This is a genomic window from Acetobacterium sp. MES1, assembly GCF_002237635.1.
Classification (GTDB): domain Bacteria; phylum Bacillota; class Clostridia; order Eubacteriales; family Eubacteriaceae; genus Acetobacterium; species Acetobacterium wieringae.
Genome location: NZ_MJUY01000007.1, coordinates 16273 through 31509, shown reverse-complemented (window position 1 = coordinate 31509; position 15237 = coordinate 16273). Strand labels below are relative to the sequence as shown.

Below are 15237 nucleotides of genomic sequence, written 5' to 3'. Positions count from 1 at the left end.
ATGTCAGTTTGTGGATGGTTTGAAGCTTATCTGAAGATTAGGTGAAGACTGGCTTTTTAGGGATAAAAAAACAGAGGTTATAATCCTCTGTTTGAAAAAGTGTCTGTATTTCAGCGTTTCGGACAGCAAAACAGTCGCCGGATCACTGCTTTCCTGATTTTATTCATCCCGATGATAAAGTAAGCAACGGTCGCTAAATCCAGCGGGCGGGATGCCCAGGCCCTGATTCAGTCGGGCCCAATAATTAACACTGGCAATGGTACTGGCCAACATCACGATTTCAGCTTCACTAAATGCAGTAGTCAGGTTTTTGATGAACTGCTCCGATAGATTCGGCGGTGTGCTTGACAGGCTGATGGCATACTCCAGCGCCAGCAGTTCACGCAGGCTGAAGCTATCAACCGACTGGACAGCCCGGTGCCCCTGTAAAACGGCCAGTTCATCGTCGGTGATGCCATTCTTGACGATCCCGACGGCGTTCATATCAATACAGAATGTGCAGGAGCAGATCAGTGAGGCCTGGAGCCGGACCAGATTGAGCAACCGCCGCTCCTGCTCGGTCTGCCCTTTTGCGGTCATCATCTCCAACACCCCGGACCCGATCGCCGCGCGGGGATACCAGGTTAACAGCCGCGCCGGCAACAGGTCTTTGCCGGTTTCTTTTTTGGCGATAAACAAGCCGATCCGCAGTAATAACGGGATTTTTTTCGGTGGTTTAATGTACGTTTCCGGCTGGTTAATTTTGTGGGCTTTTTTCATGGTGTACCTCCGCTTATTTTTATATTGACTGAATACCGTTATTTTAACGATTTAAACGGTGCACCTAAAACTGCAGAATGGCTTGAACTTTAAAAAATGTTGGATAACTTTTGCAATCTGACCGGCCTGGCCGCCGTTATTACCGACAAAAAAGGCAACCAGGCAGCCTTCCCACCCCAACTTACCGAAACTAAAACAGCCGGAGAAAATTCTCCGGCTGAGGGTGTAAAAGATAACCCAGTACCGACAATTGGTCGGTACTGGGTTTATTTATCAGATCAGAGGTTATTATTTTCCGGCGTTGATCAGATCAATTTCCGTGGTTATCGCTTCGTAGACGCCTGGATATACGCTACCCGGCCCCCCCTGGGTGATGCAGGGGATGTAATAGTGGTTGCCACAGCGGGCTACGGCCTTGCGGACTTCGGCACCAACACTTTCCTGAGTCCAATTTTCATCATCAATCAGGGAGTTGTCGATATCGCCCATGAAGGAGATCTGGCCGCCGTATTGTTTAATCAGTTCCGGGACATTATTGTTCGAAATACAGCCCTGCCAGATATCAATCCCCATTTCAATCATGTGAGGAACTAGATTGGCTGCATAGGAATCGCTGTGATGAACAACCAGTTCGACCCCGTTAGCCTTATAAAAACCGTAGATTTTTTTGTAAGCTGGAACAATAAACTCCGCAAACATATCGGGAGCCATAAAGGAGTTCAGGGAACTGCCCCAGTCGTCATGATGGAAAAGACAATCCGGTTTGTAATATTTGATCAGTTCCGCAGCATAGCGCAGTTCGTAATCAACAATGTAGTCGATCAGGGCATGCATTTCTTCCGGTTCTTCATAAAAGCCCATAAGACAATCTTCCATCCCCATCAAATGATGGCATTGTTCAAAGACGCCAGGAGCGACAAAGACGGTGGCAAACACTTCGTTGCGATCAATCGCTTCGACAGCCGGTAAAAAAGGTGCCCAAGCTTCCGCTGGCAGGTCAGTCTTGGGTGCTTTAACAACATCCCGCCATTTGGTAATATCCTGAAGGACTTTATGTTCCTTGTCATGTAAGGGAAAAGCTCCAGGAGTACCAGCTGGCCAGGCAAAAGTGATTCCCCAGGCATTTTTGACCGGTTCGCCGCCAGGCATCGGAAAACCACCTTGAGCCGTAATCGGATCACCCATGATCATTCCATAAATAGCGTCAGTACACACAAAGGCCTCGTACTGATTGACAAGGCGGTCGGGATTGCCACCTTTAATCGTTTCCAATAGGTTCTGTCGTTTCGTTAGCATAAATCATTTCCTCCTACAAAATATTAACGATACACAATTTAAATACGTGTATATTTGTAAAATCAATTATATCATCAGTTTAGTCCGAACACAAGCATTACTTAACCGGTTAAATTTTATTTTTGACGACGTTATCATCGCCTATCTAGAAGGATTCTAAAAAGCCTCATATCATCAGATGTTTTCTGATGATATGAGGTCTTATCTTCATGTTCTGTTATTTTAAATATAATTAAGAAAACCTTCTATCATTATTGAATAAACCAAGCTGGTTTTTTAAGCATCGGCGCTACTTTCTACAACGTTGCTATTTTTTTCGATGACCTCGTGGATGAACGCCGTCACCAAGTCCGGATCAAACTGGCTACCGGCATGGCGTTGCAGCTCAGCAATGGCTTCCCGTTCCGCCATCGCCGGACGGTAGGAGCGGTTCTGGGTCATCGCATCGTAGGCATCGACAATCGCCAGAATCCGTGCCAATAGGGGGATCTCCATGCCTTTGAGACCCTGTGGATAGCCGTTGCCATCCCAGCGCTCATGGTGACAAAGAATATATTCGGCAATCTTGCGAAGTTCCGGCACAGTCTGGGTGATCCGATAGCCGACCTCGGGATGTTTTTTGATTTCGACCCATTCTGCCGCTGTCAGAGGGGTATTTTTTTTTAGCAGCTTGCTGTCGATGCTAATTTTACCGATATCGTGGAGGGTGGCCACCAGTTCCAGAGCCACCAACTCCTCCTGATCCAGCCCCAGCACCCGACCCAGTTGTTTGGCCAGATCGGCCATCCGCTCGGCGTGGGCTTCGGTTTCGTTGCTTTTTTCAAACAGCGTGTTTTTAATTGACGCCATCACTGCAGAATGAAAGCTCTTATATTCCAGCAATTTTTTGCGGTACATTGACTCCTCAGCCAGTTTAAATACTTTTTCCAAGGATTCATGGGCGCTGGTTTTGGTCGCAAAGCCCAGCGAGATGCTGGTGATAATCAGTTCATTGTCCAGCTTGTAGCCAGCTTCACAGGCACTTTTAAGCTTTTCAACCAGGGCCCCGGCTTCGCTATAACTGGTCTGCGGCAACAGCATCACAAACTCATCGCCACCGGTGCGAACCAGCACATCCTGGGGCCGGGTACAGTCGGCCATGATCCTGGCAATGCTGATCAACAGTTTGTCCCCTTCGCTGTGGCCAAAGGCATCATTGATCAGTTTGAGCCCGTTGATATCGCCGATGATCAGCGATAGCGGCAGATAGTCTCGGTGATCCAACCGCTGCCGTTCAGCTTCGTAATAGCTGCGGTTATGGAGCCCGGTGAGGGCGTCGTGCTGACCAAGATAGAGGATCTCGGCTTCATGTTGCTTGCGCTCTGTAATATCTCGACTGATCCCGATCAGCCCCAAGTTCTGGCCATCATGGTCGTAGTAAGGGGTTTTCAGGGTTTCCAGATAGACTTGGCGACCATCGGGATAGGTGACCATTTCCTCGTTGCGGCGGGACTTTTTTTCGCGCATCATGATCTCATCCATGGTCCGAAACAGGGTCGCCGTGTCGGAATCAAAGAGATCAAAGTCGGTATGACCGACCAATTCATCGACAGTTTTTCCGGCAAACGCTTCAAAAGCTTTGTTGCAGCCTAAATAAACGCTTTGCTGATCCTTATAAAAAACCAGATCCGGGATCGAGTCCAGCAGTGAGCGCAGCAGCGATTCTTTTTTCTGGAATTCATAATAGAGGTTTTTATAGTTTTCCCGGCTTTGCCGAAGATTGTCGTCTGTGGCCTGGTTTTTGAGGCCCTGGAGCATCACCAGACATAGCAGCAGTGTTCCCAACGGATAAATAATCAGCACCGGCAGGGTGATCGCCTGGAGCACCGCCAAACTCTGGGAGTTGGGCAGCGTCAGCATGTCGGCCAGCATGACGAGATGAACCAGCAAGCCAAACAGGTACAGCTCGGGCCAGACATGAGCGGATTTTTTGACAATCTTAAGAAGCCGGTAACGATGCCAGAGTAGCCCGATTACTGCGGAGGTCGCCGTCACCAGAACCCCAGTCAGAGCGCCGCCGCCACCTAAATAAAGGCGATAAAGCGAGACCAGCAGGGCCGCAATGACTGTTGGCAGATAGCCCAGAAACAGTCCAGAAACGCTGATCAGAATCGAACGGGTATCAAAGATAATGCCGTTGGCAAAGCTGACGGTGTTGATCATCAGGAGAATCCCCACCCCACCAAGAAATAGGCCGAGAACTGCCTCTGGCCACTTTTTGCGGCGGTCAATGCCGATAAAAAAGAGATTATATACAATGCTGATGGACAACAGTAGGGCCGTATTTATGAGCAGGTCCTTGATCAATTGGGACGACATGATTGTCTCACCTCTTTTCGGGTTGGTTGTTTGATTGTTATTATACCCGCTTTTACTGGTTTAATCCATTGCTTTTGCGGGGCCGCGAGACGATCAAAAAAGGCAACGCCAGCTTTTACCAATGGCCTGTAGATTCACAGTAATTGGTGATGAATTGTCGGCAACGCTTATTCGATTTTTGTTTGGCCATGGTGATGACTGATGTGAACCTTTGGCAACTCCGAATCTTTCATAATTTGCTTGACGTTGTAGTGGATAAAGGGTTTCATCAGCGGTCCCGAGCTGATAGCTTCTTGGGGGCATTCCTTTTCACATTCCAGACACATGATACAATGATCGCCCCAATTCGGGTAGCCTTCCCCATTGGCGTGAATATTATAGGCCGGACAGCTTTCGATGCAGAGCCCTCATTGGACGCACTTCTTTTTGTCGAGATGGAAAAAATTCTGATAGATATGCCGGACAAACCAGCGCTGAGCCAGGATTTGTTCGATTCGATACATTAATGACAGTTTTTGCGAGACCTCCAGCCAGCGCGTTTCATTTTCACCCTGGCCCATATCCAGCCCAAACTCGTAGGCGGCGGTTAATTCGTCCGGCGCCGGATGAGCGTAGGAGGGCATACAGCCTTGTTCGTTATAGGGCAGAAAATAGTCGGCGCCATAAGAATAACACCAGCCCCGGATATTGGCGTTTTTAGCCACCAGGTCCCGTTTGAGCATATCCCCGGCGTTCAGGGCATAGGAACCGTTGGTCAGAACGGCAAAGGTCTTTTTACCGTCTAAATCGGGAAAACTTTCCAGGCACTCGATCACATTGACCGGGATCTGAAAATAGCACACCGGCGATCCGATCCTCAGCAGGTCGTAGTCCTGCGGGTTGGGGCAGAGTTCATCTTTAATGTTGCACAGCCGCATTGCCAGACCCGCCTGCCGCAGTCCGTCGGCAATTTTTTCAGCCAGTTTGACCGTTGAATGATTCAGAGAATAATAAACAATTAAGAAAAACCTCCTTATTCAGGACGGTTACCCGAATGTTGGCGATTTAAACAGGGGTTAAGGAGATTTAATTTTGACGAAAAAATGACCAAAATACGGTTTTTAATCCAATCGAGACCAGAGTCGGTAGATTTTTCAACCAATACTTTCTAACACTGCCAGGCGAAGACGATCCCACACGCTTACAGTTCTTAATTTAAGTGTGCCTGGTACTGGGACTCCATTTAAAAACTCCAAAGTAAGGCCCGGCGCCATCAGCTACTAAATCCATTTAAGTTAAGTGTGTCTGACACCAAAACCAAAGCCCCAACGACTTTTCATACTATTTTTCCATCCCCCGATCAAAATATTTATCACATAATTTAATTTTTGTCTTTAAATCAACATATATTAAATCTTTCTTTATTTTTGATTATACGCTTCGGATTAATCCCTGACAACAAGAGGGTAAATACTTATCTATTTATTCGCTTTTTACGCCATATAATATTGCCTCATAATAATCTCATTAGCTTTTATAGATGCACTATTTGTAAACTTTAACGTCATCAGATCGCTAAGCTGACTCATGAAATTGGGCACCTGACTTTATAGAGCAACACAAAAAACAGCGATCCGCAAATCGCTGTTTTTTGTGTTGCTCTGGGATTTTTGGGGAACGGCTACTGAATATCCTTTAGATAGTCCCGAATCATTAGTTTAAAGAACTTATATTGTTCGACAAAATGACACTGATTAGTGATTCAGCTTACCCTTAGGATCGGAGCTAACCTTTTATTTACTGCAAATCCGGCACCTACAACGCGTTTTTAAAAATCTGAATAACGTCTTCGAGCTTGGCCTGCCGCGGGTTCGTGGCACTGCAAGCGTTTTTCATGGCGTTGACAGCCATCACTTCAAAATCTTCTTCTCTGGCGCCCAACGCTGCCAACCCCGATGGAATGCCTATATCCTGGGACAGCTGGACAATCGCAGCGAGGCCTTTTTCAGCAGCATCACGTACCGACAGACCACTGATGTTTTCACCAAGGGCGACGGCAATGTCAGCCAACCGTTGAGGGTTGCTGTTTAAATTAAAGCGCTGGACATGCGGCAACAGGATTGCATTGCAGACGCCATGAGGCAGGTCATACCCCCCCTAGCTGATGGGCCATCCCATGAACATATCCTAAACTGGCGTTATTAAAGGCCATCCCACCCAAAAACTGGGCGTAAGCCATGTTATTGCGGGCAGTGAAGTTCTGGCCGTTGGCCACCGCCTGGCGGAGATTTTCACCGATCAGCTTGATTTACATCAGCGCGGCGGCATCGGTGACCGGGGTGGCAATGGTTGACATATAGGCTTCCACTGAATGGGTCAACGCATCCATCCCGGTGGCGGCGGTTAAGCCCGGCGGCATCCCCATCATCATGACCGGGTCATTGACCGAGATCGTCGGCGTGCAGCGCCAGTCAACGATCGCCATCTTAACGTGGGTATCGGTGTTGGTGATAATACAGAAACGGGTCATCTCACTGGCAGTGCCGGCCGTGGTGTTGATCGCAATCAGCGGTTTCATCGCTTTTTTGCTCTTATTGACGCCTTCAAAATCGCGGATATGGCCGCCGTTGCCGGCCACCAGACCAATCCCTTTGGCACAATCATGGGACGATCCACCGCCTAACGAGAGGATTAAATCGCATTTATTTTCTTTGAAGATGGCCAGGCGTCATGGACGTTGATGTCGGTCGGGTTGGGTTGAGCACCGGCAAAAACGACGACTTTCAGTCCAGCCGCTTCGATAATTTCTTTAACCTGATCGGCGACGCCCATTTTTTCCAATCCGGCGTCGGTGACAATTAAGGCCTTTTTCAAACCGAGCGCCTTTGCCTGGACGCCCACTTCTTTCACTGAACCCGGTCCCATCAAATTCATGACGGGCATAAAAAAACCAAATACTTGATCTGCAACTGCCATAATAAAGTACCTCCTTGAATTTTTTCTTTTATTTTGTAACCTTAATCCGTTTGACCAAACCCCGCCTATATTAAACCGGCATCACCTCCATTGGCTTATTCTGGAAGAAAACGTTTATTTGCAAACGTTTACTCATTGTGTTTACTTACCACTATTTTTGTAAATATCACATATTCTTAAAAAAAATAAGAAAAACCACGCTTCATGATATCGATGGTTTTTCTATGATGTTTTAACTCAAAGTTCAAATTCTTCCAAGTCATCCGGCACCAGGAGCTTGCCACTGAAAAACGGCACCCCCTCGGCCGTGTACAGAGACTTGCGCCGGGCCAGATTGCGATCTTCGGAATGATAGAGCAGCAGGTTGGTCACGGCCAGCCGGGCCCCGATTTCACAGGCGTCCTTGACCGTGGTATGGGCCTTTTCATAAGGTTTGAAGCGCTCCCGTTCAGCATAGAGACAGAAGGCCTCATGGAGCAACCAGTCAGTCCCAAAAGCGTACGGGTACTCGTGTTCGTGATAGGGTTCGTCACCCAGAAAGGTCAGCCGCCGCCCCGACGACAGCGTCATCGCAAAACCGAATTGCTTTGCTTTTTCGGACTGGATGTCAAAAAAAGTCACCATGTTGCCAAGAATTTTCTTAGTCTGTTTGTCCTTGACAACCTTAAATACGATCCGATCGCCAATCAGCTTGACAAATTTCTCCGGTAGCGTTAGCTTGACGATCGTCAGCGCCGTTTTCTTCAGCTCAGCATGACAGTAAATGGTCATCTGGCCCTGATAGCGACCACTGCGAATCTCGGTAATGATCATCCGGATCAGCCATATCAGCCCCAATAGATGATCAGTGTGGCCATGACTGATAAAGACCTCATGAATCTTGTTCAGGCTGATATCAGCACGCTCCAGTTGGGTCAGAATACCGTTACCGCCACCAGCATCGACCAGAAAATAGTCCTCGCCCTTTTGAATCGCAAAGCAGGTATTATAACACCGGGTCACCGCCGCATTGCCGGTTCCAAGAATAATTAAGCGTTCGTTCATGTTGTTCCTCCCTTTTTGACAGCGTTCATTAACCGTTACGTCGCTGGATTCACTATACCACCATCAACTGCAAAGATCAATGGAGGGGGCAACATAACCGAATGAAAAAATCCCATCCACAAGAAACTTGCGAATGGGATTACACTGCGATTTATGGCGTGCCCTGGGCGTACCCTACCGTATGTACGACAATAATTCATAAAAATATGAAAAATTGATTATGCATTACTTAAGTTTTCGTCACTTTTCTTCGTTGAGTAGGATATCAGTTTCGAGAGAGATAACAATTCGTATCTTTGATTACAACCATATAGCATAACTAACTTCAGGAAAAACATCCATACTATTGACCTACTGATTACGAATCAATCAGCTTGCTTTCAATAACTTTTATAAGATTGATAAATGGCTTTATTATGCATTTTTTCAACTATCGTTTTTAAAACAATCAATGAAATTGCATAAAATATTTTAACTTTTTTAAAAATAAACACCAAATAAACACCAAAGTCATGGGTCTATAAACCTTTGTTTTAAGCCATTTCAAACACCATATTCAAAACATTTTTTGCATAATAATTGATAAACTAAGCTTTTTTAACATAATGAAAACGCTAAGAACTTCGCGGTTATTGATCATTATCTTTTGTACCCAACACCCACATTTCGGTGTTGGGTACATATAAGGTCTATACGAATTTAAGAACTTACTCTGCACAAATTTCTAAGTGTCTTCCTGTTTTCATAATATCAGGAACCCTCGTTTTTGCATTAATCTCTTTTATTCATTTTTTTGTATTCGACTTCTGTTAGCTTTTATGATAAAGAATCTGTTTTAAAGCACTTTGGATCACATTCATTAGATAATCCGTATCTTGGCTTTCAGTGAAAAGATTTTCTCCAAAATAAGGTTTTAGTTCCAAGTTGACCGTTTCTGTTTCTGGGCTATTTAGAACTTCACCTATATCAATATTTTTGAAACTATTATTTTTCTCGCTAATTATTTTCGAAATTTCACTTGGCTTAGCTGACCCCAAGTCAGACGAAAGGATATATGCGATATCCTGTGCTATCTTAATGTTATCAAATCCCAGTTTATTATCGATAGCCCGCTGTACTTTTAAAAACCTTCCTTCGGTATTGACAAAGGTGCCCTCCACTTCCGGGAAAGCCAGAGCCGGCAGTACCACATCGGCTTTCTGAGCGGCATCAGTAATATGGGTGTCCTGAACCATCAAAAAGTCATAACCGCTTAAATCGACATTGGGATCCTCACCAAAGAGGAGCAGGGCTCTGGCACCTTTCAGTACGGCAGGGGTCTTGGTTACCCCCAGAGCACTAAGACCAACGCTGTTATTTTTAACGGCTACCCGGAAGATCCCTTTTCTGATACCGTCGACCTGATCAAGCAACGCAAGCAGATTTTCGATCATAGCTACCGCTTCATCGGTAACGTATTTATCACCGATGACGATCACCATATTTTCAGCCCGAATCAGTTCCTTACCTATTGCTTGAGCTTCCTCACTGATATCAAAATCAGACAGGGATGCTTTCAACAGTTCCAGATTTGAGAGTTCAGTTTTTTTCATCCTGTTTTCTAGTACATACCGGGTGATTTCGCCGAGAAAAGGCAACTGATCATGCTTTAAAACAAATTCTCTGCCGATTTTATCATATCCGCTTTCCTGAGGACTGATTGCCATGATCGTTGCACCAGCCCCTTTTGCCTGAATCAGCTTGTATCTGACAATCGGGTTGTCCATTGGCATCAGCCCGAGAACCAGTATGGTATCTGCACTGACAATGGCGTTCATATCCCGGATCTGATAGTCCCCTTTGAAAACAGCTGTTTCTCTCGCTTTGCGGTTGCTGAAACTAAAGGTTTCGGCTTGCAGCACCTCAGCCAGTTGGGTAAAGGTATAGATTTCTTCATTGGTATACCTAGGTGAAATGCCCATCTTCACAGCTTCATTGCCATAGCGAACAGCGATACTCTGAGATTTTTTAGCAATGGTCACTAGGGCATCGTACCAGGTGGCCTCTTCCAGCTCCCCTTGTCTGTTACGGATCAGGGGTGCAGCCAGTCGGTCGCCCCATTGTACCAGATTAGTGCCAAAGCGACCGCGATCGCACATGACTCCCTGGTTAAATTCATCGTAGTTCTCTTTAGGAACGGCCTTGATCAAAGTATCCCCTTTCGATTCGATGACGATCTGACAACCAGCCGAGCAGTAGCCACAGGTGGATACGGTTTTATCAGTGTTCAGAGGCATTGGTTTAAGGCCAGTGAGTCCCTCCCTGAGGGCACTGGTGGGACAGACCGCGATGCACATACCGCAGCTGATGCACTTGCTGTTATCCCGGATCACAAAAAGCTGGTCGTCCTGGATTTTCGCTACCGGATTCCTACCCCTGAAGCGTTCTGGTTTGACCTCATACTCATTGGCATAGGCAACCAGTTTACACTCAAAGTAATCCTGACAGCCGCATTCCAGACAGCGGTTGCCTTCTTCCATGGCTTCCTGAGGGTTGTAGCCGGCTACGATTTTGAGAAAGTTTCCCCTTCGTTCATCAGGGCTCCGGTGAGCCATGGCCGGCCGTTTGTTTGTTTTCATACGTTCCAGTAAACCAACGTAGCCCTGACAATCGGTGGTGCCGGGACAGGCACTTTTACAGGGGACGACGCAGTCTCCCACATGTTTGGATAAGAGCAGTTCCAGTTTGGTTTTCCGGGATTCAATGACCCGGGGGGTTCTGGTGATGACTGCCATGTTTTCGCTGATTTCAGTAGTACAGGATTTTAAAATCTTTGGGTTGCCAGCAACCTCCACTATACAGAGACCGCAGGAGCCGAAGATCTCCAGGCACTCGTTATAGCACAGGGTGGGAATATCGATTCCATTTTCCCGAGCGACGTCTAGAATGGTTTGGCTGGGGATTCCGGTGACTTCTTTTCCATCGATGTTCAGTTTATATTGTTTCATTCTTCCACTCCTTTCTAGTCAATGATGACGTAATCAAATTTACAGACCGTGAAGTATTTGCCACACTTGATGCAATGGTCCTGATTGATTTCATGGACCTGCTTCTTTTCGCCGGTAATGGCAACGACGGGACAGTGCTTCTTAAAGGTACGGCAGCCGACGAATTTATCTTTATTAATGGTGTAGTTCAAAAGCGGTCTGCAGCTTCTGGCGATGCATTTATGATGATAGCTATAAAATGATCCCAGTTTCTGACTGCTTTTTTGCTCGTTCTATAGTGAAAGCAGCGTCTTGCTTTTCAATAGCTTCCATGACCACCGGTATTGTTCAGTAATTTATCTCCAATTACAATCATAAAATCTCTGTTTAATTTATTCAATTTGCCATTTAGATATCTGATTTACGAAATCTTATACCCATCCCTGACAGATTTTTACCCCTTCCGCGGCATTGGTCGTAAATGCATCGGCACTTACAGACTCACAAACTTCTTTTGTAACCGGATTGCCTCCAATAATAATTTTTGATGTAATTCCTTCTACCTTTAATGCTTCTGCTGTTTCCTTCATGGCGTCAATTGCCAGTGTCAGTACGCCGCTCATTCCAATAACCTGCGGATTGAATTCTTTTGATTTTGCTACAAAATCAGCTACCGCTATATCGATTCCAAGATCAATCACCTTAAAACCCGCTGCTTCCGACATGCTTTTGAAAATTTTTTTGCCAAGATTATGCAAATCACCCTGTACGGTTCCAAGAACAATGGTACCTGCCGCTGTTTCTTCGCCACTTCCCAGTACAGGTTTTAATATATTAATTGCTTCTGTTAAAAGCTTACCCGCAAAAATTAAATCCCCTAAAAAATAATCACCTGATTCAAAACGATCCCCAACAGTAGATATCCCAGCCTGACAGGCAGCTACCGCTTCCAGTGCTTCTGTTTCCGATGGACTGGTTGCTACAAATTCCTTTAGCAGGTCTATAACCTGATCTTCTTCCAATTCTCCCATTGCCTGTTTTAATACTTTTAAATTTAACATTTCGTTTTCTCCTCATACAATAAATTTAAACATAAAAGTGTCTAGTTACTTTTTTAGTCACTTGGATATTGAACCCTATTCCTGGATAATAGAGATCTAGATTAAGGATCTATCCGATTAAGGCTGGTTTCTCCTATAGCAAAACTGCTTTTAAAAACTGTCTCACAGCTGTCAGTTGTGCTGCAGACTCACAAGCTATATCGCTTGCTTTTTATCCCGAATATTAGTGCCTCGGGCAGCTTATGTTTGGCAGGTATCGAATACGCATACACGCGGTTGTTGCCATACTGTTGGTAACCAGGAATAGGTTTCAGTATCCAATCCGTTCCAAATTTTCAAAAAAAAAGGAGGTCCTTTCCATCAAATTACTTATTGGTATTGACGTCAGTTCCAAAAACTTGACATCTGTTTCCTTAACAACGAAGATCAGGTTTTACTGGAGAAGTCCCTTCCAAACTCAATTGCCAGAGCTTCCCAAATCAGGGGGCATATCTTAAGCTTTAATCATTCCATCCAATACGACCGGAACATCATCGTCGGTATGGAAGCCACTTCAGTTTACAACTTTCACCCTTCAACTTTTCTTGCCGAAAATCAAGATCTCAAAGCCCAAAATGTTGAGGTGGTTGTCATAAATCCGAAAGCCATCCATCGTTTTAAAGGGCTCTTTGATGAAGACAAAACCGATCCCTTTATCCCTTCCAGAGTGCCGCTGATTTGGAAGTCACAAAACCACCACTTCAGGTGGTTTGACATTAGCCCTATAAGAGCTTATTACTTGATCACCTAAAGGTGGGCATTGCAAGCATAATTATCATCTTGCCTCTATAAGAGTCTATTATCTCATTTCTTCGTTTATAACTTCTTCTTTCTATTCTTGGATATATCTTTTCGTTGCTTCCTCAGTGATATATCAGATGTTCACTTTTCACTTTTTTATATCCCATAAATTCTGACACACTAAGTTTTGGTGGCATGCTTAAACACCGTAGCACACACCGTTTCTTCAATTATTTCCGCATCATTATTGGACCTTCCGCCTGCCCATTAGATGACTTAGTCATTTTCCCAACAAATTCATTGACTCTTTTTCAATCTGTAGCGATATTTCTATCAGACTTTTCGTCGTCTGATCAGTAATCAGATTATCAACCACCACTTTTTCATTAGATAAAAGTAACATTTGGTAAAACTTTCTTTTATTCTTCCCAAGAATGTGAAGTCAAGTACCTAATCAATATATTACTCAAATAATTCAATTTCTACAATTTGCATACTGTATGTAATTTCCTTAAATTATTGCGCAATGTGTTTATTCATAAAAAAGTGCCTACGGCACATCAACACCCCTGCCCCTCAATCTTGAGGGGTTTTTTGGGTTTTATTTATCTTCCATCTGGTGTAAAATTCAAGCATGAGTATTTTACAGCATATTTTTTCTGATTATTATGACCTGATTCGTACCTTAACACTGCGACTTGTTGTTGTTGAAAATATTGATAAAATGGTTCATTGCGGAGATTTTTCGAGGGGTTTTGCCTTATACGGCTGTAGTCATTGCGGCAAGTTAAAATTTGTACCATTCCGCTGCAAAAGCCGTTTCTGCCCTACCTGCGGCAATCTCTATTCACGGAAACGCTCCACCGCCATGTCCTTTAAACTGCTCAACTGCCGTCATCGCCACTGTGTTTTTACGATTCCTGAACAATTGCGCCTTTTCTTTTTAAAGGACCGCTCACTGCTCTCTGATCTTTTCCATTCCGTCAGGGATGTCATTCTGCGCCTTTTTTCAAAAATGAACCGCTCTGAAAACTTCACCCCTGGTTTCATCGCTGTTCTTCACACCTTTGGCCGTGATCTCAAGTGGAATCCTCACATCCATGTCCTTGTTTCAGAAGGGGCTGCCGGCAACAGGTCTCCCAGGCGCAAAGTCAGTCATTTCAATTTCAACTTCCTCCGCTTTGCCTTCCGGACCGCTCTGCTTGATCATCTGGCCGACCGTCTCGGTCCTTCTTTTAATCCCATGAAATCCCTGATTTATAAACTCTGCCCCAAGGGGTTTTATGTTTATGCCAAACCCAACGTCTGCAATCCCCATCAGGTTGCCAACTATATTGGCCGCTATCTGGGACGACCCGTCATTTCCACTTCCCGGATTGACTCCTATGATGGCCAATCCGTCACCTTTCATTACAACCGCCACGAAGACGGCGTTCTTGTTCATGAAACCCTTTCCGCCATGGACTTTATCAAGCGGCTCATCCGCCATATTCCTGATAAACATTTCAAAATGATCCGCTATTATGGGCTTTATGCCAAACACCACCCGCAGATGCCGTACTTCCGCTATGCCATCAATCCCGATAAACGGAATATTCTCCGCTCCTTCAACCGCTGACGCGATTCCATCGCGCTTTCTTTTGGCCTTGACCCGCTCCTTTGTTCCTGCGGCCATACCATGAGCATTTTAGAAATCTATCACCACCATACAGCGCTTTTCCATCAATACCTGAAGAATCCCGATTCTTCCTGACTCACTCTTTTTATGCTATAATGGGATATCTTTTTTCCCAGGAGGTTTTTCATGCCATCACCCGCCGATGCAAAAGCGCTACGCAACAAATATATCCAAAATCCCCCCGAAGGCATTTCGCCGGATGAAATCCGTCAGATGTCTGTCGATGATCTGCTCGATATGGATTATTTTCTTCACGAAGACGATGATCTCTTTAATAATGCTTTCTTCGTAAGTGCCTCAAAAGATGGCGTATAGCAAGGCTGAACCAAACCTGCTATAC

General features: G+C 45.3%; 11 protein-coding genes and 2 pseudogenes. 3 read left to right on the top strand and 10 right to left on the bottom strand.

What is annotated here, in order from left to right; all coding sequences use genetic code 11:
* Window positions 1–159 precede the first annotated feature (159 nt).
* The 10 genes and pseudogenes from BI182_RS02035 to BI182_RS01990 all read right to left on the bottom strand — a co-directional run bounded on the left by BI182_RS02035 (window position 160) and on the right by BI182_RS01990 (window position 12439).
* Window positions 160–759 (bottom strand): carboxymuconolactone decarboxylase family protein, encoded by a 600-nt coding sequence (locus BI182_RS02035; RefSeq protein WP_286805177.1) that lies wholly within the window; start codon window positions 757–759, stop codon window positions 160–162.
* Between the two features lie 288 nt (window positions 760–1047).
* Entirely contained in the window at window positions 1048–2055 is a 1008-nt protein-coding gene (locus BI182_RS02030) for a uroporphyrinogen decarboxylase family protein (protein ID WP_286805175.1), read from the bottom strand.
* Window positions 2056–2331: 276 nt separating this feature from the next.
* Window positions 2332–4413, bottom strand: coding sequence for an HD domain-containing phosphohydrolase (locus BI182_RS02025; protein WP_286805174.1), 2082 nt, complete (start codon window positions 4411–4413; stop codon window positions 2332–2334).
* A 167-nt stretch (window positions 4414–4580) separates the two neighbouring features.
* Window positions 4581–4787: a 4Fe-4S binding protein gene (locus tag BI182_RS02020; RefSeq protein WP_286805218.1), complete on the bottom strand. Its 207-nt coding sequence runs from the start codon at window positions 4785–4787 to the stop codon at window positions 4581–4583.
* A 33-nt stretch (window positions 4788–4820) separates the two neighbouring features.
* On the bottom strand, window positions 4821–5330 hold the full coding sequence (locus BI182_RS02015; RefSeq protein WP_286805173.1) for a flavodoxin family protein: 510 nt from the start codon (window positions 5328–5330) through the stop codon (window positions 4821–4823).
* Window positions 5331–6207: 877 nt separating this feature from the next.
* Window positions 6208–7368, bottom strand: a pseudogene (locus tag BI182_RS02010) (iron-containing alcohol dehydrogenase).
* A 237-nt stretch (window positions 7369–7605) separates the two neighbouring features.
* On the bottom strand, window positions 7606–8412 hold the full coding sequence (locus BI182_RS02005) for an MBL fold metallo-hydrolase (RefSeq protein ID WP_286805172.1): 807 nt from the start codon (window positions 8410–8412) through the stop codon (window positions 7606–7608).
* An 809-nt stretch (window positions 8413–9221) separates the two neighbouring features.
* Window positions 9222–11399 carry a molybdopterin-dependent oxidoreductase gene (locus BI182_RS02000; RefSeq protein ID WP_286805170.1) on the bottom strand — a complete coding sequence of 726 codons (2178 nt, stop codon included), beginning with the start codon at window positions 11397–11399 and terminating at the stop codon, window positions 9222–9224.
* 14 nt (window positions 11400–11413) lie between these two features.
* Complete coding sequence (locus BI182_RS01995) at window positions 11414–11590, bottom strand: 4Fe-4S dicluster domain-containing protein (RefSeq protein WP_286805168.1); 177 nt, start codon at window positions 11588–11590, stop codon at window positions 11414–11416.
* Window positions 11591–11809: 219 nt separating this feature from the next.
* Window positions 11810–12439, bottom strand: a complete 630-nt coding sequence (locus BI182_RS01990; protein WP_286805167.1) for a cobalamin B12-binding domain-containing protein — start codon at window positions 12437–12439, stop codon at window positions 11810–11812.
* A 403-nt stretch (window positions 12440–12842) separates the two neighbouring features.
* Between BI182_RS01990 and BI182_RS17225 the strand changes: the two genes are divergently transcribed.
* The 3 genes and pseudogenes from BI182_RS17225 (at window position 12843) to BI182_RS01980 (ending at window position 15212) form a co-directional block, all read left to right on the top strand.
* Window positions 12843–13229 (top strand): IS110 family transposase, encoded by a 387-nt coding sequence (locus BI182_RS17225; RefSeq protein WP_353744731.1) that lies wholly within the window; start codon window positions 12843–12845, stop codon window positions 13227–13229.
* Between the two features lie 624 nt (window positions 13230–13853).
* A pseudogene (locus tag BI182_RS01985) lies at window positions 13854–14972 on the top strand (IS91 family transposase).
* 51 nt (window positions 14973–15023) lie between these two features.
* Window positions 15024–15212 carry a hypothetical protein gene (locus tag BI182_RS01980; protein WP_286805164.1) on the top strand — a complete coding sequence of 63 codons (189 nt, stop codon included), beginning with the start codon at window positions 15024–15026 and terminating at the stop codon, window positions 15210–15212.
* The last annotated feature ends 25 nt before the right edge of the window (window positions 15213–15237 follow it).

Excerpts from the sequence above, each read along its gene's own strand:
- BI182_RS02015 (WP_286805173.1), bottom strand. The coding sequence starts at position 5,330 with ATGCGGCTGTGCAACATTAAAGATGAACTCTGCCCCAACCCGCAGGAC.
- BI182_RS02025 (WP_286805174.1), bottom strand. The coding sequence starts at position 4,413 with ATGTCGTCCCAATTGATCAAGGACCTGCTCATAAATACGGCCCTACTG.
- BI182_RS01990 (WP_286805167.1), bottom strand. The coding sequence starts at position 12,439 with ATGTTAAATTTAAAAGTATTAAAACAGGCAATGGGAGAATTGGAAGAA.
- BI182_RS01980 (WP_286805164.1), top strand. The coding sequence starts at position 15,024 with ATGCCATCACCCGCCGATGCAAAAGCGCTACGCAACAAATATATCCAA.
- BI182_RS02035 (WP_286805177.1), bottom strand. The coding sequence starts at position 759 with ATGAAAAAAGCCCACAAAATTAACCAGCCGGAAACGTACATTAAACCA.
- BI182_RS02005 (WP_286805172.1), bottom strand. The coding sequence starts at position 8,412 with ATGAACGAACGCTTAATTATTCTTGGAACCGGCAATGCGGCGGTGACC.
- BI182_RS02000 (WP_286805170.1), bottom strand. The coding sequence starts at position 11,399 with ATGAAACAATATAAACTGAACATCGATGGAAAAGAAGTCACCGGAATC.
- BI182_RS02030 (WP_286805175.1), bottom strand. The coding sequence starts at position 2,055 with ATGCTAACGAAACGACAGAACCTATTGGAAACGATTAAAGGTGGCAAT.